Here is a 17,609-nt window from a genome sequence, read left to right as displayed (position 1 = left end):
GTGGCTTACTTCGCTTCGTCGAGACTGTGTTTAAGGGCGCCAATCAGGCTTTTTCGTGCGGCCAGCGCGGGGAACGCCACCAGCAACGAACCGTGCCGCAAGCCCTCGGGGATCATGCGGAAACGGTCGTCATACCAATGCTCGTTGAACAGCAACGCGTACTGCGCACGCAGGTCCTGGAGCAGTGCCTCGGCCTGGTCGCGGGGCAGTTTTGCGGTGATGGCGATGTCGATTTCCATGGTCCACCTCGGATTGCGGGCAAAGCTCACCCAAACCCATTGGAAACGGGGCAGGGCGGGTTGGTTAAAGAGGGGTTATTGCGGGTTTTGCTTGAGCGCCGATTCGCGTAGGGCGAGCAGCGTTTGTGGTAGTTGGCGTGCAGCTACCGGGTATCGTTGGTTGGCCCGAATGTCCACCAGATGGACGACGGTGGAGCTGGCATCACGACCCCAGTCCACGCCAATCCATTTACGCTGGTTGATGACATGCAATTCAGTCCATGCGTTGTGCACCAGCTGCTGTGCCATGAACACCGGCACTTCCAGCGCGGTGGTCATGTGGCGAACGCAGTTCTCAAAGAGCAGATCCGAGTCCACCAGGTGCTGAGCTTCATGTCGTTGCAAGTAGGCGAATGCCGCTCGTTGCATACTGCTGCGATAGTCGTGATCAAGCTGTTCATGGTTCATTGCGCGCACTCCATTTCCATTTGGTCCAGCAGGTCGGGGTGATCATCGGCACTTTTCATCGCAGCCCTACGCAAAGCGATGTCTGCCACGGGCAGCTTTACGGTGGGGTTGGCCATGCCGCTCGGACTCATTTCATGGGTCATTTCGAACTGGGCACGGACCGACCACCCGCAGGCCTCATTGGTGCATTGCAGATAAGCCACTCGTAGAAAAATATGTGTGCCTTCGCTGGTGCGAATTCGCATGCGGCCGTGGCAGTGAGGGCAAACCAGTTTGTATGTGCTCACCCAGCGAACCCCCGGCTGTGTAGTTGGATGGTCGCCAGTACCTCTGAGTAGCGAGCGGACATGTAGTGCATCAAAGCCCTGACAATCGCTTCAGCTTCCCCGGCTTCAATAACTCCGTCGTCCAAAGCCTTGGCAATGATCTGATCGACCATTCCACGTTTGGCTGCGGCCTTGACTGAGCGGTTGTACAACTCGACGTTATCCAGATCTGCCGAGGCTGTTACGGGTACAAACATCCCGCCGTATTTGGCTGCGATGTAATCCGGCAAATAGGTCGTGCCTGCTACCTGCTCAAGCCGATGAATATGATCGTCGCTCAGAGGGCGACTACCGGCATTCTCGTAGGCTTGGTTATCAAACTTTTTGAGGGGCATTCCTAGATCAGCAGCGGCGTAGATCCGACCGCCTTCATAAGCGCAAATGACTGCGCTAACGACATCTCTTCTGTTGGCTAGAACTGGACGTTTCATCTTCTGGTTTCCTCCCTGAGCCAACAGCCCTAGTTTGTGACGACACCGTCTTTGATGCCGAGCAGTACGGCGGCGCGGTGAGCTTCTCCGCGAAGGCACTTTTTCTGCCCGTTTAGCACCGCATACACAGTTGAAGGATGCAGATCGTTTTTGATGGCGAAGTCTTTGACGGAAATACCCTGTAGTTCCAAGCGCGTTCTAGCGGCCTGGCAGGCTTGCTCGGGTGCGTAGGTGGCGTGCATAGTTTGAATTCGTGTGATTTCGCGTAATGGTTTGATGATATTGGTTCAGTAATTTGAACCTGTCAACGCTTGAGGTTCAAAAATATGACCATCGGTGAACGGCTGAAGGAAGAAAGGTCGCGTCTAGGCCTCAGCCAGACTGATTTAGGTGCTGCTGGCGGTGTCGGTAAAACCACCCAAATAAATTATGAGAAAGGCACCGGTACGCCGGATGCGAAGTACTTGGCTGCCGTCGAAGAATTAGGTGTGGATGTGCTTTACGTCGTGACAGGCCGGCGAGTCCCGGTCTCGGATCAGCTCATCGCGATTGATGAGTTAGAAATGGTGATGAACGTGCGCGGTCTTCTTAGCGAAGACAAAGAGGCTGTGAAGCGATTGATGCTTGCGTTCAGCGGAAAAAAATAGGGGAGGCAACAAATGTTTAAAGGGATGTTGGCACTAATCGGAGCAGGCACGTTTTTGGCTTTGGCCGGCTGCGGTGCAGATAGCAAAACTGAAACGGTCAGCAGCAAGGACTTCGGTGATAGCTGGCCGTTTACTGTTGAGAGCGTAGAGCTGTCCTGTGAGCCAAATCCACCCAAGGCATTGATGAAGACATCGGAAGGTACTCTCTATGCGCTCAATGCTAGCGCACTCAAAATCGCCAGCGAGCGTGGCTGGTCTGATGCCAGAGACCTAGCCAAGCCCAGCCGCTGGATACCGTCTGTGAAAATGGATCACGTCAGCATCTCGCAGCGAGCGATAGATCTGTGTCCGGCGCCTTAAACTTTTTACAAAATTTCTTTTCGTAGGCTGGTGACACACCAAAACATGCTGAGAATCGCTCACTCCCGGGTGCTTTGGTCGGCACCGATGAGGTGCCGGGTACCTGAACGTGTCAAATGGAGTGATACATGTCGGTAAACAACCAGCAGCAAAATAACCAGTCTGAGGCAAACGATCTGGCGCAACTCAATGAGCGCGAACGGATGGTTGTGCAGTTGTTCAGGCAACTCGATGAAGTGAGCAAGCAGGACATTATTCGCTTTCTGGATGTGTTACTAATCTCGAAATAAAAAGAGCCCGGCCAAGTGCCGGGCTCCTCTTTTCTGAGTCAAGCCTTGTCTGCCTGCATGCGCTTCCACTCTCGATCCACCGCCCGCTTCGCTGTCTTCTCGCTGGCGTACAGCCACCGTAGCCGACGTGGTTTGCTCTGATCCCCGGCTGTGACGGTCTTTTCCTTCCCGGTTTTCTTGTCGCGGTAGTGCGCGATGATACCGGTGAAGTCTCCCTTATTTTCTTCGGCCAAGTCATCAACGGTATCTTCCGGCAGCTTGCTTTCAAGCTCCAGGCTCACGGTATAGCCGTTGTCTGCACTAAGGGTGTGCTGCACGTTCCCCCCGTACCAGATGATTTCATCGATCTCCGGCTTCACGCCCTGGAGCGTGTAGGTCAGTTCGGGAATCAGATCGGGGCGTCCCATCGCCAAGGTGTAGCTCAGCGTGGCGCTGCCGCGTTGCAGGCGGTTGAACTCGGCCCGGGCGGCGCGCAAGGCTGATTGACGGTCGCTGAAGGTGTGGCGCAGATCCTTGAGATTTTCGCCGCCGCCTGCGATGGCTTCCTGTTTCTTGGCACTGTTCACGTCATAGAAGTAGGCCCGCACACCGTCGTAGCTGTCGCGGTCGGCTTGCAGGTAGCGGTGTTGGTCACCGTCAGCGCGTGTCAGGGTGATGTGTGGCAGCTCGGCGCCGCTGGCGGTCTTGCCGCCGCCCGCCGGTAGGCATAGCAGGCAACCAGCCTTGACGGTAACCACAGCGTCGAACTCTTCACCCACGCGGCTGATCAGGTTGGCGTCGGATTCGTTTGCCTGGTCGAGCTGCAGAATGGGTAATCCGTCGAGGACACCAGCGATGGTCGCGGTTAAGCCGTTACCCATGGCGATGTCGCCCAGGACGTCGCCGAGCGTGGTATTGCTCCAGCTGCGTTCGCGTTTGGTCTTGAGCCCTTTGCGCAGATCCGCAGAGCGGGCGCGAATACTCAGCACATCCGGGGCGCCGCTATGTTCGGTTTCGTCTACGGTATAGGTGCCTTTGTCGACTAGGCCGGTGTCGCTCCAACCGAGCCAGAGCCGAATGACTGCACCCTTTGGCGGGATGGCCAGCAGGCCGTCATGGTCGCTGAGGGTGATGCTCAACTGATCGGCCTCGATGCCACGGTTATCGGTCAGGTCCAGGCTCATCAGCCGCGGGCTGATCAGTTTGGCGATGTCGTTTCCGTCGACGGTGATGCGGAACGCCGGCACCGGGTACGCGGCCTCGCGACGGTAGCGTTCGACGGTGTCATCCAGAAAACCAGTGACACGGGAGATGGCGGTATCGATCACAGCAGCGACCTCATGATGCTGATGCCTGCTGTGGTACCGGCGCCGAGCAAATCAATGCGGTCATCGTCGATGCGTTTGAGGCTGATGGTGAATTCGATACGCCGTGGCGTGCCGTCACGAAAAAAAATGGTCTTGGTTTCGCTCAGTCTTTCGATCACCCATAAGCCGTAAATCCGGCCGCTGCCTTCGACCATGGGCCAGGCCTTGCCGGTGTTGGCCATCAGACGCAGGGCGTCGAGACTCAGAGCGCTGCCGGCCAGCTCCGGGAGGATGACACCAGGGAGAGTGATGGAGTCGTCCCCGCGCCCGACAAACTGCCGTGCAGGGGCTGCGCCGACGCGGTTACTGCTGGCGTGGCGCCATTCGGTTTGTCGTTGCAGCTCCTGATAGGCGAGGGTCGACAAGCTGAAGACGAACATGCCCAGGGCAAGCATCATGAGAATTACTCCAGATCGGACAGTTTGCTGCGCTGGCGGGCGCCTTTTTCGCTCGCGATGCGAGCCAGTTCGGTACGCACGGCACGGCTGATCGCCTGCGCATCCATCCCGGGCGTGGTGTGTATGTTGATCTCGTAGTGGTCGTGGCTGTCGTAGGCCGGCACCGGCGCAGGGCTGAGGGGCGCACGGTCATCAATGGCGAAGGACGGCATGGACATCGATCCGAACGCCAATGCTCCAGTGGCCAGTTGCTTGCCGAAGTTGACGATGGTCGGCAGCAGCCCACCACCATCGGCGCCCGCTGTTGGACGCTGCTCGGCGAGAGGTCCAAGTGCGACCGCTCGGGTTTCCTTAGCCTGCGCAACAGGCGCAGCGAACGCTGTAGTGTCAAACGTTGCTGGTGGTATTGCCGGTGCGCCGAACGCCAATGCTCCAGTGGCCAGTTGCTTGCCGAAGTTGACGATGGTCGGCAGCAGCCCACCACCATCGGCGCCCGCTGTCGGACGTTGCTCGGCGAGAGGTCCAAGTGCGACCGTTCGGGTTTCCTTAGCCTGCGCGACAGGCGCAACGAACGCCGTAGTGTCAAACGTTGGTGGTGGTATTGCCGGTGCGCCGAGCGCAAACGCCCCGGCCTCGGTGATTTGCTTGCTGAGTTGATTGACGGCCTGGAGTGGGCCTTTCTCTCCGCCTTCAAGTCCTTGCGTCAGGCCGGCCATGGTGAAGCCACCCAGCTCCGCAAACACTCGCGACGGGCTGTGGATGCCCAGCTTTTCCTTGAACCAGCCAATCGTTGAGTCGCCGATTGAGGTAATCGCCCCTTTGATTTGTCCCATGCCGGCGAATAGACCGTTGACTAGGCCGTTGACGATCATGTTGCCGAACTCGGTGAATCGGCTGGGAAGGTCGACGCCCAGGTAACTCAGCACCTCAGCAAAGGCCTGGTAGATCAGACCGACGGGGCTGAAGTTGGCCAGGGTGGTGAGAATGCCGCCGATACCACCGCTGAAACCCGCTTTGATTTCGGTCCAGGCACTGGCGAAGTAGAGCTTTACCGCGTCCCAGTTTTTGTAAATTAAATAAGCCGCCCCAGCGAGCACCGCGACGACGGCCGCGATGGCGAGTACCACCGGGTTTGCCGCCAGCCCCCATAGCGCAATGCTCACGGTCCGTAATGCGGTGATAAGGGCGCCCCCCATGGTGCTGGCCAACATCCGAACTCCCTGCGCGAGCATTGGGAAGGCGTTGCGCGCCAAACCGGTCAGGGTAGGGGCCAGTTTCTGCATGATCCGCAGCGTGCCGCCACCTTGCACACCGAACATCGCCATGCCATAGCGAACCACGGCGAAGGGGCCGAGCAGACTAGCTAGGGTCAGTGCCAGACCTCCAAACACGAACGAGAGACCAGCCACCAACGCCACGACTTTGACCAAGCCACCTGCCAGTTTCGGATTCTCCCGGGCCCAGGCACCAATCTTGTTCGCGATCTCGCCCAAGGTGCTGATCAGCTCCTTCAGTTCGGGTGCAACGGCGGCGCCGAACTCGGCCATGGCGTTGGTGAAGCTGCCTTCAGCGGCCTCCATGACGTTGGTCAGGGTGCTGAGCTGTTCGTTGACACGCGTGCGCAGATCGGCTTGGTTCTGAAGCTTCTGTTGGACCTCTTTGTAACCCGCCAGCCCCTTGTTCATCATGGTGTTGAGGGTGGTCATGGTTTCGGAGTCGTCACCGAACAGATCCTTGATGGTCTCCGTGCGGTCTTCGTCGTTGAGCGCCTTGAGCTTTTCGACCTGGGCGAACAGGTTCTCCAGACCGGCAAAGTTGCCGTCTTTGTTGGTGAAGCTGAACTGAATCTTTTGGCCTTTCAACTGGCGGATCTTGTTGACGTCTTCGACCTTGTCCTTATCCAAGCCTGCCTGAAAAATCTTCCGGAAAGCGTTACCGGCGGCGCCGCCTTCCATGCCGGCCTGGTCCATCATAACTAGCAGAGGCGCCAGTTCGTTGGCCGCGTCGATGCCGGACTTTTTGATGGTGTCCATCACCGGCGCGATTTTGCTGAACCCCTGGAGCATGTTGGTCGGGTCAACGCCCGAGTAGAAGCCGCGCTGGATGGTATCCATCAGCGCCATCATGTCCTTCTCGGTGGTGCGTGTGGCGTCCTGCATCTTGGCCGCGAACTCGGCGGCTTCAGCCACCGGCATTTTCAACTGCACGCCCAGGTACGCGGCCGCTTCGCCGGTACCGCCAAGGATGCTTTGCGCGCTGAGGCCTTGGCGCCGCAGCATGGTCATCATCTCTTGGAAGTCGGCGGTGGTACCGGGCAAGCGGTCGCCCAGTTTGGTGGCAAGGTCGGTGATCTTTTTGAAGTCCTCGGCGACCTTGCCGGTGCCGTCCATCATCGACACCTTCAGCTGCGTGGCCGAATCTTCGTTCGGTGCGAATGCGCCCACAGCTTTGGCCAGCGGTCGACTTGCGGCGTATCCCACGCCCAACCCGGCGGCACCGTTGACCGCCATGTCACTGGCAAGACTTTGGGTCTTCGCCAGTTTGGCACGCTCGGTGGACATGCGTTTCTGCTGGGCATTCAGCGCGACCAGTCGCTTGCCCTGTTCGCTGATCGTGGCGTTGGTTGCGCCTATCTGCTCGCGCAGCTGGCGTTCGTGAGTGCCGAGGTCTTTAGTGCTGATACCCGCGCTGTAGAGCTTCGTGCGCAGGGTCTGGAGTTGTTCATTCTGCTGTTGGTGTTGTTCCTTGAGTTTCTGCGCTTCGCGAACGGCGGTGCGGAAATCTTTGGCCATAGCCTTGGTCGGAGCGCCGGTGGCTGCGAACTGTTGACTGAGTGCCCGGACCTTGTCACGGGCGGCTCCGAGGGCTTGCTCTGTTTGTTCGGCGGCAGCGCGCTGAGTGCGCCAGGCGCTGACGTCCTTCTGTTGGGCGTTGAGTTCCTTGAGCTTGTCGCGGGCTTCCTTGAGGGCACGGGCAGCACCAACGCCGCCCTTGTCGATGGCCTTCAGTGGACCACTCGCCCGGTCGATGGCGTTGAGCAGTACCTGAAGTTTTAAGTCATTCGCCATCGGTGGAACTCCGCACCCTGGCGCGTTCGCGCCATTCCATCAGTTCTTGCAGGTCCAACTGATCCATGTCAGCCGGCGCCCAGTGAAAGACCACGGCCAGGTCTGCCATGGCGTCCTCTACGCAACGAGGGATGCTTCCGTTTTCACCGACTTCTGCAACAAAAAACCGGAAATCTTGCTACCACAGGCCAACAGGTCGGCCGGGTCCATGCCGGCGGCTTCCGGGGCGGTAATGCCAGGGCTGCTGATGCGCGGCAGGATCTTGATAAGGGTGGCCACGTCCATGTTCAGCAGCTCGACCAGCTGCACGCCGCGCAGCTCACCCGAGGCAGGTTTGCGCAAGGTGATGGTGTCGATGGTGGTATTGCCGCGTTTGATTGGTGTGTCGAGGGTGACGGTGTTGTCTTCTACAGTCGGCAAAACTTCGGTGGTGTCTACAGGTTTCATGTGTTGCTCCAAATTGCAGGGTGAGCCGCCCTTGATCGAGGGCGGAGGGTGATTAAAGGCCCATCGCGGTGCGTTGCGCTTCCAACATGTCGACGCCGTTTACCTTCTCGATGAAGTTGAGCAGATCGATTTCGATGATCTCCTCGCCGTCGACGGTCAATTTGTAGTAGGTGCAGGTGGTGGTGATGCTGTGCTCGGTGTCTTCACCTGGTTGAGCGTCACCCATCTCGATGGTTTCGTGACGGCCGCGCATGACCACTTCAACCGTGCTGATTTCACCGGTGTCGTCCTGCTGGAAAGGTCCAGAGAAGCGTAGGGCAACACCTGATGCGTTGACGGCAGCAAACTGTTTCAGAGAAATCAGATCCAGACCGCCAGTCTTCCATTCGAACTGGATTCCGTCGTCGGAGAAGCCGAGGTCAGCCTTGACCGGGCCATTCATGCCGCCGCCACGATAGGCTTCCATCTTGCGGCCGAGCGAGGGCAGGGTGACCGACTTCACCACACCCACGTAGCTGTTGGCGTCGTTGAAGAGGTTCAGGTTTTTGAGTTTGCGTGGCATGGCCATGGCGGTGTTCTCCGGTGCGCAGGCACGGGGTTAGCTCCCCTTGCGGGGAGGCCCGAATTAGCTGTTGATCTTGCTGGCGAAGTTGATCAGGTAGCGGTCAGTGATGCGCTGCCGCAGCGTGAGGTCTTCCAGCGGTGGCACCGGCGTGTAGTCGTAGTCGATGTACAGCTTGCCGGCCTTGAGGGTGTCTTTGTCGTTGATATCTTCCGGGTACCAGCAGCTGCCACCCAACAGGTAACCCTGTGCGATCAGCTCCCGGAACTTGGCGTTGTTACTTTCGATGATGTCGCGCACCAGGGAGGGATTCATGGGTTTGTCGATGGCCCACATCTGCGCCTCGGCCATGGTGTCGGCGAGGATCTGGGCGGTGCGGGTGTAGTTCTCGAAAGCAAACAGCGGGTCATCGCTGGTGGTCCGACTGCCCCAGAAGCGGAAGCCGCCTTCGTTGATGAGGGTGGTGACCTCATTGCCGTTGAGGTAGTTGGCGTCGGTGGCCGGGTTTTGCAGATCCCAGAACACGTCTGCGCTGATGCCGGTGACGCCATTGACAGCCACGTTGGACAGGGTTTTGTGCCAGCCCACCTCCTGGTCGATCTTGGCACGCAGGCCGAGGGCGCGAGCGATGGCCGAGGCCTTCACCGTTGCACCGGTTACGGTGTCCCAGTTTTGGAAGTCCGGCCAGATGACCATCACTTCCCGGGCGCCGAAGTTCTCACGGTAGGCGACGGCCTCTTCCTTGGTTTTGCAGTCCCAGGCACTGACGTAGTTGAAGGCACGCAACTGCTGACCAATGCTAACCAAGGCGGTGGCCACCGGCAGGCTGTCCAGTCCAGGCACACCGAGGATGCGCGGCACCATGCCGACTCGGGCCTTCGCGGCGAGCAGAGCTTTCATGCCGGTGTATTTGCCGTCTGCGGTGGTGGTACCGATCAGGGCAGTGATGGTCGCAGCTTCGGTTTCGCCTTCTTTGACACGCACCACGATGACGTAGGGTTTGGTCTGATCGGCAATCGCTTGCAGGGACACTGCCAGGGTGCCTGTGGTACCCGCCTTGCCGACAGCAGTCTGCACGTTGGTCAGCAGTACCGGCGTGTCGTAGGGGAAAGCTACGGGGTCGGCATCGTCGGCAGTGCAAACCAGGCCGATGACAGCGGTGGGAATTGTGCGAATGGGGCGGGTGCCGTCGTTGAGTTCGAGCACCCGCACGCCGTGAAGATAATCGGCCATGGTTTTGCCTGCGCAGTAGATGGGATGACAGTGCACAGGCTGCCGCGCGCGCGCCGGATGGGCGAGCGCGCGGGTTTGTAATGGCAGGGATTACAGCGCGACGTGCCTTACTGTGGTTGGCCGGTCAGCCATTGCGGCACGGTAGGACGATGCTCGACTAATGGAAACTGCGTGCCTTGTGGCCAGTCTCGCAATTGTCGTCGGTAGGACTGCAGCTCTGCATATTGTCCGGCTGTGAGCGAGGTTTCATCCCCGTCCTCCACTTCGTCACGATGCCTTGACACCATTGGGTCGGTTTGGGCCAGTTGCGTGTCACGCCAAGCCCGCTCGGCAGCCGCCAGTGCATCAGGATCGAGCGGAGGCGGATCAATCAGCACAGGCTGGCCATCAGGTCGCGACGACATTTGTTTTGGCTTGCGCTCCAGCTCTGCAAGCAAGCCCAGCCAAACACTTTCGGCCACCTCGACCACGTCCTCGGGCATATCACCACCGTGAAGCGCCGGCTCATACGCGCCACAGGTCGACGGACTGAAGTAAATAATCTTTTCCATGTTCAATCTCCCAATGCGCGCCAGAAAACCTGCCAGTTTGCCGAAGAACCACCCGCCGAGTTTTTCACAAGAATTCTGCAACCCTGCAAGGTAAACCCTACGTCCATGACCGCATGCAGCAGGGGGGCGGAGCCAAGATGCACCGGCGTCACATTCCGCACACCCTTGGTAAATGCACGCGGATAAGACACATAAACATAACCGTTGGCATCCGTGACACCGACGCCCCACTGCTCGATCAGCCCGTCCGGCCGCCGCGCCCAACCTGAGGCGCCGATGCTGGAGGCAAATTCCGTGGCGTACTTGAGAGCCGCAGGCCCCTCCTCAAATACCCAGTTAGATTCCCCACGCGCCAAAACACCGACTGACTGCGGTGGAACAGTGATGCCGGTCAAGGTATTGGCTAACGCCACAATGACATCCGCACCTTGTCGGTTAACCACAACGTCGCCCGATGACGAGTTTTGGATATAGAACTTTGTCCCGATAGGAATGGTGGACAACACCGGCAGCGTCAGAACACCGGACACGGTGACCACGATCCGACTCCCCGCCATTGCAGAAGTCAAATTGGCGGCAGCCGTAGTGATGTTCGTTTGCCCGCTGAAACTTCCGCTCGCCCTTCTCACAAACCCCGTCGTGGCCAGCTTATTGCTGTCATCAAACTGGGGTTGAGTGAGAAAATGTGCCCCGCTCATTGTCCCGGCAAATCGCAACGCCACCGTTCCGCCGCTTAAACGCCACTGGCTGCCGACTTGGGTGAATTCAGCCGTATCGCCCAAGCCCAACGACAAAGCGCCAATGACGCCGGTCGGGATGTACATGGTTTCGCCAGAAGCGGCTACGACATTAACCACACCATCATTCGTATTCGCCAACCCGATGGTGACGCCTTGAGGAATGCCTGCCAGCGGCGGCAGCGTCGCTGTAACTGGCGTCGGGCTTGCAAATGTGTGATACCCGCCGACATGAGCCGCTGAAAGAACCGTGCTCGCCAATAACCAACTGGTGCCCGAGTATTCAGCCCCTCGCCGTTTGAGAAACTCAGTCGTCGGGATCGACTTACTGGCGTCGTATTGTGCCGGCGTTGGAGCGGTCGGATTCCCGGCTAAACTTGGCGACAACAGTCGAGCGAATCCGTCGGTGATGTCCTTGAACGTCAGCGCCGTGGTGCCCACGACAATCACGCCATCGGTCACCAGTTGCCAGATCGTGTCGGCTTGCGTCGCACCAACCTCGACAGCAACCGTCAGATTCGGCGTCATCTTCGTGTTGTTGTCGGCATCCTTGGCCCGCGCCCAGGCGCCAACCGCTGCCACATAGGGGCCATTTTCCTTGGCGGCAGTCTGGTTTTTCACCAGCACTCGATCACCGGCGGCCAGCGCGACACCATCAATCGTCTGCAAGCCAACCAGATTGATGTTGGCCGTGGTGGCCACGCGCACAGACTGCTTAGTGTCAAGCTTGCTCAGCTCATCCAGAATGCGCGAATCGACATACTCGCGGGTCGCCAGCACAACTGCCGGATCGATCTTTAGCGTGATGTTGCCGGCACTGGTGACCACGAAGTTCATCCGCACAACTTGCGTGCGCCCCGAGCCTTGCGACAGCGACGGCTTGAAACTCGGCGCGCAGTTGGCCACCGCGACCAGATCGCCGTCGGCATCGTAGAGGCCCATTTCGCGAATCCACTTACCGCCCTCATCGGCCGGAATGATCTGCTCGGCGATGATCACTGCCGAGTTGACCGGGTCAACCCGCAGCTGATTCAGCGGCTTGCGCCGCCACTCGTTGAGCAACCTGGTCTGAGCGGCCGACGGAATCGGATTTGGCGGATCAGCCAGCCCGCCCGGGTTGGCATCTCCAACGCCCATTTCCGTGAGTTTCCAGGCAATGCCGAGCGCGTCGGCGTTCGCCTGCTTGGCCATCCCCACGTTCGTGAGGATCGCGAAAAACTGCGAATTCGCATCAATCATAATAAACGTCCAGGGTGTCTATGGTGTGTTCGCGACCGACCACGCCAAAGCTGCCGGTGACCTCGATGTCACGCATGACGGGTGGGTAAACGTCGATTTCGTCGCCTTCGTAGACGGACACGGCGATATCTAAATTGCCTTGGGTTTCCAGACTGATCGCCAGCCCGGTCAGGTGCCGGGTGACGGGCTTGGCGTCATCAATCAGGCGCTCAAGCTCCTGATACATCTCTTCGGTGATACCAGTATCGAGTACTCCGATTTTCAGTGCGAAGGTGGCGCGAGGGCCTACCGGTTCGGTTTGCCACCACTCCACGACATCAATCAGGTACCCGAGTGGTTCTACGACGCGGCGCAAAGATCCGATAGTCCCTTTGCGTGAGTGAACGTAGTACGCCGCATGGCAAGCCGCGCGCTTAGCCGCTTCGGTCCATTTGCTGTCCCAGCGATCCACCGAAAAAGCCCAAGCCAGGTATGGCAGTAAGGGCAGCGGGCACAGATCCGGGTTGTACAAAGTGCGCAGCGGGATAGGGACGCGCTGGATCTGCGCCAGGGCTTGGGCTGCCTGACGCTCCAACGGTGTCGAATTGCCCGGGAGAAGTGGCATGTCGGCCATCATTCAACCCCCAGCGCTAGCTCGATGTTTGTGCAGTACGGGGCCTGGTACTTAGCGGCGACGATATCGATCCAGTCTTCCAGGACAACCTTGCGTACGCCTTCGACGTGTAGCGAGGCGTGAATGATGGACTCGGAGACTTCCAAGCCCAGACGACGTCGTTGATGTACGAAGGTCAGCAACTGGGCGTTGGCGGCGGCCAGGATTAATTCGCTCTCGGGGCCGGATGTCATCAAAAATAACTTGGCTTTGACCTGGTAGCTGAGGATCTCGGCGCTTTGAACGGTGAGCCGATCCGCTACCGGGCGACGGTCGTCGTCACTAAGATAGGCTGTTACGGTCGCAAGCAATGTCGGCGAGGCGGTGCCGTCGCCCAATACCGATTGCACCGTCACTACGGCTTCCGCCGGTGCAGGGCTTTCGGCGGTAGCATCGGCCACCTGACCGTCGGCAGACCGTGCGTGGAAGATGTAGCTATTACGCGGCCCAGCGGTACTCAAGCCTTCCCAAGCCATTTGCGCTCGTTCGCGCAGGCTGTCGTCGTTTTCCATCAGCAGCGGAATGGGCGGTACCGCTGATGGGTTGGCGACTTGGATGGTGAGTCGCTTTACGTTGTAGTTGGCGGCCAGATTCTCCAGATCGGTGCCTTTGGCCAGCGCAAGCATGTTGGCGACAGACGCCTCATTGACCCTCTGACGCCAGATGGTTTCGCGGTAGGCGTTCTCCTCGAGCAGTTTGGTCAGAGGTTCTGATTCAATGTCGAGGCGCGCGGCGATTGCCGCTTGTTCCTCGGCCGGCCACAGGCTGATGGCGTAGGCCTTGCGCTCGGCAAGGATCTGCTCGTAATCGATCTGTTCGACGATCTGCGGCGCCGGTAGCTGGCCTAGGTCGATAGCGACGAAGGTGTTCATACGCCGCCCCCTAGTTTGAGGGGCACGCTCAGGCTCAGCGGCTCGTTGGTGTCGACGATGCTGCCGTCAATATCCAGAAATGACTGGCCTTGCAGCGTTGCACCGAGGAACTGCACACGACTGAGGCTGATCCGGGGCTCCCATCGCATTAAGGCCATGACGGTGGCGGCGTACACACGCAAGCGGGTGGTGTCGTTGAATGGATGATCCACCAGTTCAGGCAGTAAGCTGCCGTACTCGCGGCGCATCACGCGTGTTCCGAGGCGAGTACTCAGGACGTCGGTCATGGATTGTGCAATGTGTTCGACGGTGTTGATGGCCGCCCCGGTTTCTCGGTTCATTCCGGTTTCCCCGTTTTGCCACCGCCAGACATCACACCGCCGTGCAGGTGCTTAACCAGGCTGATGCTGGCCGCGATGACGTCTTTGGAGACGGTGACCATGCCTGTGATGTTTTGGTTGCCGGTCTGGGTGTAATCGCCTTCGTGAGTTATCGGGCCGACGATGTGAATGCCGCCGGTGCTGGTCAGGTTGGTGGTACCGCCTTCGGCCAGCGTGGCGTTGAGGTGGTGGGCGACGCTGTCGTACTCGATGACGGTGCCGTCGCGGTAGGTGCACCGGTGCAGGCCTTCGCGGTCGCCGTTGGGCAGGATTAGGTCGCTGAACAGACCGGTCAGGACAATGCCGTTACCGAGTTGGCCGGAAGGGCTGAAAAGCAGGACTTGTTCGTCTACGGTTGGCGGGTTCCACTCCCGGTCGGCCCCGGCTCTGGGGGCGAGCCATGGCAGCCAGCCGGTGGTCAGTGTTCCGGTTTTCACCTGCACACGCGGTGGCTTCATCTGGACGGCGGCGATGGTGCCGAAGCGGATGAGGTTTTCGATCAGGCGGGCGAGGGTGGCTAAGTCGTTCATGGCGCCGATGGTGGCGCCACGCGTGCGCGAACGCAGCCTTGTTGCCTTGTAGGGCGGGTAGCTACAGCGTGAGGTGAGCGAGCAGGCCGTCGCGGATCAGATCAAGGTCGGCCTCGGTAAAGCCGAGCACTTCTCGACGCTCATACTTCACATCGGGAGCTCCACGTTCGGCGCGGTCTTTCAGGCCGTATTGGTGAACCCGGGCGATGCGGGCAATTCGGCCAGTGAAACCGACGCTGATGGCATTGCCGTCGCCTTGGACCTTGAGGAAGCTGGCTGTGCGCAATTTTTGGAACATTTGAACCTTGCGCTTCACCCGTCCCTGTTTGCCGCGCAAGTTGCGTTGCTTGCGAGGCGCGTACTTGCTGCCGTCAGGGTTGCGCTGTGCAATTACTCTCTGTTGCTGGCTGCGGCGCAATGCCTGCCCGAGACTTCGGGCCAGCTTGTTGCGCGACGCAGGCTCCAGCTGTCCAAGCAGGCCGGCCGCCCAGTCTTCCAGAGCTTCCAGGTGATTTGTCATTTCGGTAGCACCCATTCGCTACCAGTACCCAACGCACCTGGTATCCAGTTCGGGTCGAGAAAATCAGCCGCCCGTTGCGGCTCGCCTGGATGGCGGATCGTGGTGTTGCCCTGATCATCCTTGCCCACCACCACACGCTCCGTCAGCGGCAGCGTCAGGCTCATATCCACTTTACTGTTGTCGAGAATGTCGGCCTCGAACTGAATGCCATCAGCGGCCTTGTTCAGATTCTCTAGCAGCTCTGACTGGTGAACGCTCAACCAGCCGAGCAGCGGCAGCATGACGCTGTCAGGATGGCCGGCGAAGTCGGTAAGGATGACCTGGAGGTCGAAGCTGTACTCGAACGAGAGCGTGTTAGCAGCGGTGCAGCGGATCTTGCCGTTGTCGATGAAGATCAACAGTCGGTCGGGGTTATGCTTGAGTTCGGCCACCGTGGCGAGCAGGTGAGCTTTGAGGCTGTCGGGCTTGTTCATGGTCGGGCCTGCTGGTGTTGGTAAACCATATCCACTTGGCTCGCACAATCTGCCCAAGCGGCTTCGACGCGATCCTGATCGGTGAGCTGATCGCCGTTACTGCGCGGACTGGTCGCCGGCAGCGTGCACGGCACCACGGCCGGACAGCCACTGACGATAAGCGTCGGCGCCGGTGAAAGCGGGGCGCTCGCGCAGCCAGCGAGCAGCATCAGGCAAAAGCTGGGCAGCCCAATTGCGTAAATCGGCGTTTTCACGTTTCAGAGCCTCGATGGTGAGTTCGCGCTTCGCCAAACCTTGGCGCAGTTGATCCTGTCGCGTGCGCAGGGTGGTTTGGGCGTTGCGTTCCTGTTGCAGGGTGTCGCGCAACGCGTTGGCATTGGCGAGGTTGCGTTCGGCTTGTTCTCTGGCGCGGCTGGCGTCCTGCTGGGCCATTTGGGTGTCCTTGTTCGCGCCGCTGATGCGCAGCTCCTGGCTCCAGATCAACAGCCCCAGCGCTGCAAACAGTGCAACGCCGAGTGAGGCCTGCCGCAAGGTACTCACGCCCGGTACCAGCCGAGCTGATTCATGTCGCCGATGTCCATGTGCTGGATCGGGCCGCGAACGATGATGACTTTGCGCTGAGGGTTCTGGGTGCGGAGCGCGTCGCGTAACTGCACCATGTCTTGCTGGTCGCTGTTCTCTGGCACCACCAGTAGATCGCCGTCTTGGACATTCAGTCGCTGTACCGCGTCGAAGTCGATCATGCTGCCACCGCCTGCCCACAACCGCAGTCATCGTGCCGTTCATAGGCGCGCTGAAGTTTGATGTCGTACAGGTTTCGCTGGTAGTCCGGTCCGTTGTAGAGCTTTGCGAACTCGGCCCATTTGCGGCCCTTCAGCGCCTTGTGCAGCACCGGATCGGTCTCAATGAAACGGACGAAGGCGTCGAATTGCTCCGATTCTCCCGCGCTCATGGCTGCGACAAATTCCTGCACGCTGTTGTAGCCCAGGCGCTGCCAGTGAAAGCCCATGATCTGGAACGCGCCCCACGATGCTGATTCCAGCGCGGCGGTGTCGTCGATCAGGCGAGCGGTCGCCAAGCGCTGGTGTTCGGCGCTGCCGCCGGCATAGCCGCCGGATTTCTGATTGACGATGGCCGGGTTGGTTGCGGCCAACTGATCAGCGTTGCGTTTAAGCGCGGCGGGGTCGTCGCCTTCGTGCCGAACCTTCGCCAGTTGGCGATACATGATGTGCCGTTCGAACAGGATCACCGGTTTGCCGTTATCGAGAAAGCCACTGCCTTTCGATTCAACTTCATTGACCGCATAGACGCTGGCCAGCGGCACGTTGAGGCGCTCGGCTGCGGTTACCAGGTCGTTGTTGCGCAGCAGCTTGCCGCAGTCTCCACCGGCCAGGCTGGTTTGAGTCTTATTGCCGGCGACGCCATCGGCGACCAAACCAATCTTCACTTGGTAGGCGCGGACGGCGGCTTCGGTGGCGTCGCCGTAGGCACCATCCGGTATCAGGTTGGCGCCGTGCTTGTTGAGGTTCTTTTGCAGGATAAGTACCGCTTGCGAGCGGTCGCCGTGGCGAAGGGTGGTAGTCATGCGCTGGGCCTCAACAGGGCGGCGACGTTGCCGCGTGAACGGAAAATCAGGGTGCAGAGCAGCACGATGGACACGGCCTGCCAGAGACTGGTGGGCTGGCGATACAAAAGGATCTCCAGACCGCAGATGCACAGCGCGGAGCCGAACAGGCTGGCCAGTAGCGAGATGCTGCGCCGGTACCGGGCCTCACCTCGGCTGTAGCAGGCCAGGCGCAAGGCGCTCAGCAGATAGGCGATTGCCGTGACCAGTTGCACGGCCAGTTCGATGCTAGGCATG

27 protein-coding genes and 1 pseudogene are annotated in these 17,609 nt (G+C 59.5%); 3 read left to right on the top strand and 25 right to left on the bottom strand.

The features are described from left to right. Positions 1–5 precede the first annotated feature (5 nt). The 5 genes from ICA15_RS02725 to ICA15_RS02705 all read right to left on the bottom strand — a co-directional run bounded on the left by ICA15_RS02725 (position 6) and on the right by ICA15_RS02705 (position 1,685). The gene (locus tag ICA15_RS02725; RefSeq protein ID WP_149412925.1) at positions 6–239 is read right to left on the bottom strand and encodes a hypothetical protein; all 234 of its coding nucleotides are present in this window, start codon (positions 237–239) and stop codon (positions 6–8) included. Positions 240–314: 75 nt separating this feature from the next. Continuing rightward, positions 315–686 (bottom strand): hypothetical protein, encoded by a 372-nt coding sequence (locus ICA15_RS02720; protein WP_224450837.1) that lies wholly within the window; start codon positions 684–686, stop codon positions 315–317. Beyond that, complete coding sequence (locus ICA15_RS02715; RefSeq protein ID WP_224450836.1) at positions 683–973, bottom strand: ogr/Delta-like zinc finger family protein; 291 nt, start codon at positions 971–973, stop codon at positions 683–685. The genes ICA15_RS02720 and ICA15_RS02715 overlap by 4 nt, the downstream gene beginning before the upstream one ends. Then, positions 970–1,443, bottom strand: coding sequence for a YmfL family putative regulatory protein (locus ICA15_RS02710; protein WP_224450835.1), 474 nt, complete (start codon positions 1,441–1,443; stop codon positions 970–972). Before ICA15_RS02710 ends, ICA15_RS02715 begins: the two co-directional genes overlap by 4 nt. A 29-nt stretch (positions 1,444–1,472) precedes the next feature. Next, positions 1,473–1,685 (bottom strand): DNA-binding protein, encoded by a 213-nt coding sequence (locus ICA15_RS02705; protein WP_224450834.1) that lies wholly within the window; start codon positions 1,683–1,685, stop codon positions 1,473–1,475. Positions 1,686–1,769: 84 nt separating this feature from the next. Here ICA15_RS02705 and ICA15_RS02700 point away from each other — a divergent pair, with 84 nt between their 5' ends. The 3 genes from ICA15_RS02700 (at position 1,770) to ICA15_RS02690 (ending at position 2,740) form a co-directional block, all read left to right on the top strand. Next, positions 1,770–2,090 (top strand): helix-turn-helix domain-containing protein, encoded by a 321-nt coding sequence (locus tag ICA15_RS02700; RefSeq protein WP_224450833.1) that lies wholly within the window; start codon positions 1,770–1,772, stop codon positions 2,088–2,090. Positions 2,091–2,102: 12 nt separating this feature from the next. Next, positions 2,103–2,450 (top strand): DUF2511 domain-containing protein, encoded by a 348-nt coding sequence (locus ICA15_RS02695; protein ID WP_224450832.1) that lies wholly within the window; start codon positions 2,103–2,105, stop codon positions 2,448–2,450. A gap of 128 nt (positions 2,451–2,578) precedes the next feature. Further along, on the top strand, positions 2,579–2,740 hold the full coding sequence (locus tag ICA15_RS02690; protein ID WP_224450831.1) for a hypothetical protein: 162 nt from the start codon (positions 2,579–2,581) through the stop codon (positions 2,738–2,740). Positions 2,741–2,778: 38 nt separating this feature from the next. On the opposite strand, the gene ICA15_RS02685 is transcribed toward ICA15_RS02690, so the two are convergent. The 20 genes and pseudogenes from ICA15_RS02685 to ICA15_RS02590 all read right to left on the bottom strand — a co-directional run bounded on the left by ICA15_RS02685 (position 2,779) and on the right by ICA15_RS02590 (position 17,608). Next, the gene (locus tag ICA15_RS02685) at positions 2,779–4,047 is read right to left on the bottom strand and encodes a phage late control D family protein (protein ID WP_224450830.1); all 1,269 of its coding nucleotides are present in this window, start codon (positions 4,045–4,047) and stop codon (positions 2,779–2,781) included. After that, positions 4,044–4,484, bottom strand: coding sequence for a phage tail protein (locus ICA15_RS02680; RefSeq protein ID WP_224450829.1), 441 nt, complete (start codon positions 4,482–4,484; stop codon positions 4,044–4,046). Before ICA15_RS02680 ends, ICA15_RS02685 begins: the two co-directional genes overlap by 4 nt. 5 nt (positions 4,485–4,489) lie before the next feature. Next, positions 4,490–7,552, bottom strand: a complete 3,063-nt coding sequence (locus ICA15_RS02675) for a phage tail tape measure protein (RefSeq protein WP_224450828.1) — start codon at positions 7,550–7,552, stop codon at positions 4,490–4,492. Then, positions 7,542–7,661, bottom strand: a complete 120-nt coding sequence (locus ICA15_RS02670) for a GpE family phage tail protein (protein ID WP_224450827.1) — start codon at positions 7,659–7,661, stop codon at positions 7,542–7,544. The genes ICA15_RS02675 and ICA15_RS02670 overlap by 11 nt, the downstream gene beginning before the upstream one ends. Before the next feature lie 8 nt (positions 7,662–7,669). Beyond that, on the bottom strand, positions 7,670–7,999 hold the full coding sequence (locus ICA15_RS02665; RefSeq protein WP_224450826.1) for a phage tail assembly protein: 330 nt from the start codon (positions 7,997–7,999) through the stop codon (positions 7,670–7,672). Between the two features lie 52 nt (positions 8,000–8,051). After that, positions 8,052–8,567, bottom strand: coding sequence for a phage major tail tube protein (locus tag ICA15_RS02660; protein WP_224450825.1), 516 nt, complete (start codon positions 8,565–8,567; stop codon positions 8,052–8,054). A 57-nt stretch (positions 8,568–8,624) separates the two neighbouring features. Continuing rightward, a complete protein-coding gene (locus ICA15_RS02655) occupies positions 8,625–9,794 on the bottom strand; it encodes a phage tail sheath protein (RefSeq protein WP_224450824.1) in 1,170 nt (389 codons plus the stop codon). Between the two features lie 107 nt (positions 9,795–9,901). Next, entirely contained in the window at positions 9,902–10,345 is a 444-nt protein-coding gene (locus ICA15_RS02650; protein ID WP_224450823.1) for a phage tail assembly chaperone, read from the bottom strand. A gap of 2 nt (positions 10,346–10,347) precedes the next feature. Further along, on the bottom strand, positions 10,348–12,321 hold the full coding sequence (locus ICA15_RS02645) for a phage tail protein (RefSeq protein ID WP_224450822.1): 1,974 nt from the start codon (positions 12,319–12,321) through the stop codon (positions 10,348–10,350). Continuing rightward, positions 12,314–12,934, bottom strand: a complete 621-nt coding sequence (locus ICA15_RS02640) for a phage tail protein I (protein WP_224450821.1) — start codon at positions 12,932–12,934, stop codon at positions 12,314–12,316. Before ICA15_RS02640 ends, ICA15_RS02645 begins: the two co-directional genes overlap by 8 nt. Next, entirely contained in the window at positions 12,934–13,845 is a 912-nt protein-coding gene (locus tag ICA15_RS02635) for a baseplate J/gp47 family protein (RefSeq protein ID WP_224450820.1), read from the bottom strand. The genes ICA15_RS02640 and ICA15_RS02635 overlap by 1 nt, the downstream gene beginning before the upstream one ends. Then, positions 13,842–14,186: a GPW/gp25 family protein gene (locus tag ICA15_RS02630; protein ID WP_224450819.1), complete on the bottom strand. Its 345-nt coding sequence runs from the start codon at positions 14,184–14,186 to the stop codon at positions 13,842–13,844. The genes ICA15_RS02635 and ICA15_RS02630 overlap by 4 nt, the downstream gene beginning before the upstream one ends. Further along, positions 14,183–14,755 carry a phage baseplate assembly protein V gene (locus ICA15_RS02625; protein WP_224450818.1) on the bottom strand — a complete coding sequence of 191 codons (573 nt, stop codon included), beginning with the start codon at positions 14,753–14,755 and terminating at the stop codon, positions 14,183–14,185. Before ICA15_RS02625 ends, ICA15_RS02630 begins: the two co-directional genes overlap by 4 nt. A 61-nt stretch (positions 14,756–14,816) precedes the next feature. Beyond that, positions 14,817–15,275: a phage virion morphogenesis protein gene (locus ICA15_RS02620; protein WP_224450817.1), complete on the bottom strand. Its 459-nt coding sequence runs from the start codon at positions 15,273–15,275 to the stop codon at positions 14,817–14,819. After that, on the bottom strand, positions 15,272–15,748 hold the full coding sequence (locus ICA15_RS02615; RefSeq protein WP_224450816.1) for a phage tail protein: 477 nt from the start codon (positions 15,746–15,748) through the stop codon (positions 15,272–15,274). The genes ICA15_RS02620 and ICA15_RS02615 overlap by 4 nt, the downstream gene beginning before the upstream one ends. Beyond that, positions 15,745–16,002 carry an Rz1-like lysis system protein LysC gene (gene lysC, locus ICA15_RS02610; RefSeq protein WP_318010468.1) on the bottom strand — a complete coding sequence of 86 codons (258 nt, stop codon included), beginning with the start codon at positions 16,000–16,002 and terminating at the stop codon, positions 15,745–15,747. The genes ICA15_RS02615 and lysC overlap by 4 nt, the downstream gene beginning before the upstream one ends. After that, positions 15,923–16,288 (bottom strand): annotated as a pseudogene (locus tag ICA15_RS02605) (LysB family phage lysis regulatory protein); the annotation flags it as partial. The gene lysC and the pseudogene ICA15_RS02605, both read right to left, overlap by 80 nt. Continuing rightward, positions 16,285–16,491: a hypothetical protein gene (locus tag ICA15_RS02600; RefSeq protein ID WP_224450814.1), complete on the bottom strand. Its 207-nt coding sequence runs from the start codon at positions 16,489–16,491 to the stop codon at positions 16,285–16,287. The gene ICA15_RS02600 and the pseudogene ICA15_RS02605, both read right to left, overlap by 4 nt. Then, positions 16,488–17,333: an N-acetylmuramidase domain-containing protein gene (locus ICA15_RS02595; RefSeq protein WP_224450813.1), complete on the bottom strand. Its 846-nt coding sequence runs from the start codon at positions 17,331–17,333 to the stop codon at positions 16,488–16,490. Before ICA15_RS02595 ends, ICA15_RS02600 begins: the two co-directional genes overlap by 4 nt. Beyond that, positions 17,330–17,608 carry a phage holin family protein gene (locus tag ICA15_RS02590; protein ID WP_224450812.1) on the bottom strand — a complete coding sequence of 93 codons (279 nt, stop codon included), beginning with the start codon at positions 17,606–17,608 and terminating at the stop codon, positions 17,330–17,332. The genes ICA15_RS02595 and ICA15_RS02590 overlap by 4 nt, the downstream gene beginning before the upstream one ends. Between the last annotated feature and the right edge of the window lies 1 nt (position 17,609).

The organism is Pseudomonas sp. P116 (assembly GCF_020149425.1).
Lineage (GTDB): Bacteria > Pseudomonadota > Gammaproteobacteria > Pseudomonadales > Pseudomonadaceae > Aquipseudomonas > Aquipseudomonas anatoliensis.
This window is presented reverse-complemented; position numbering and strand designations above follow the sequence as displayed.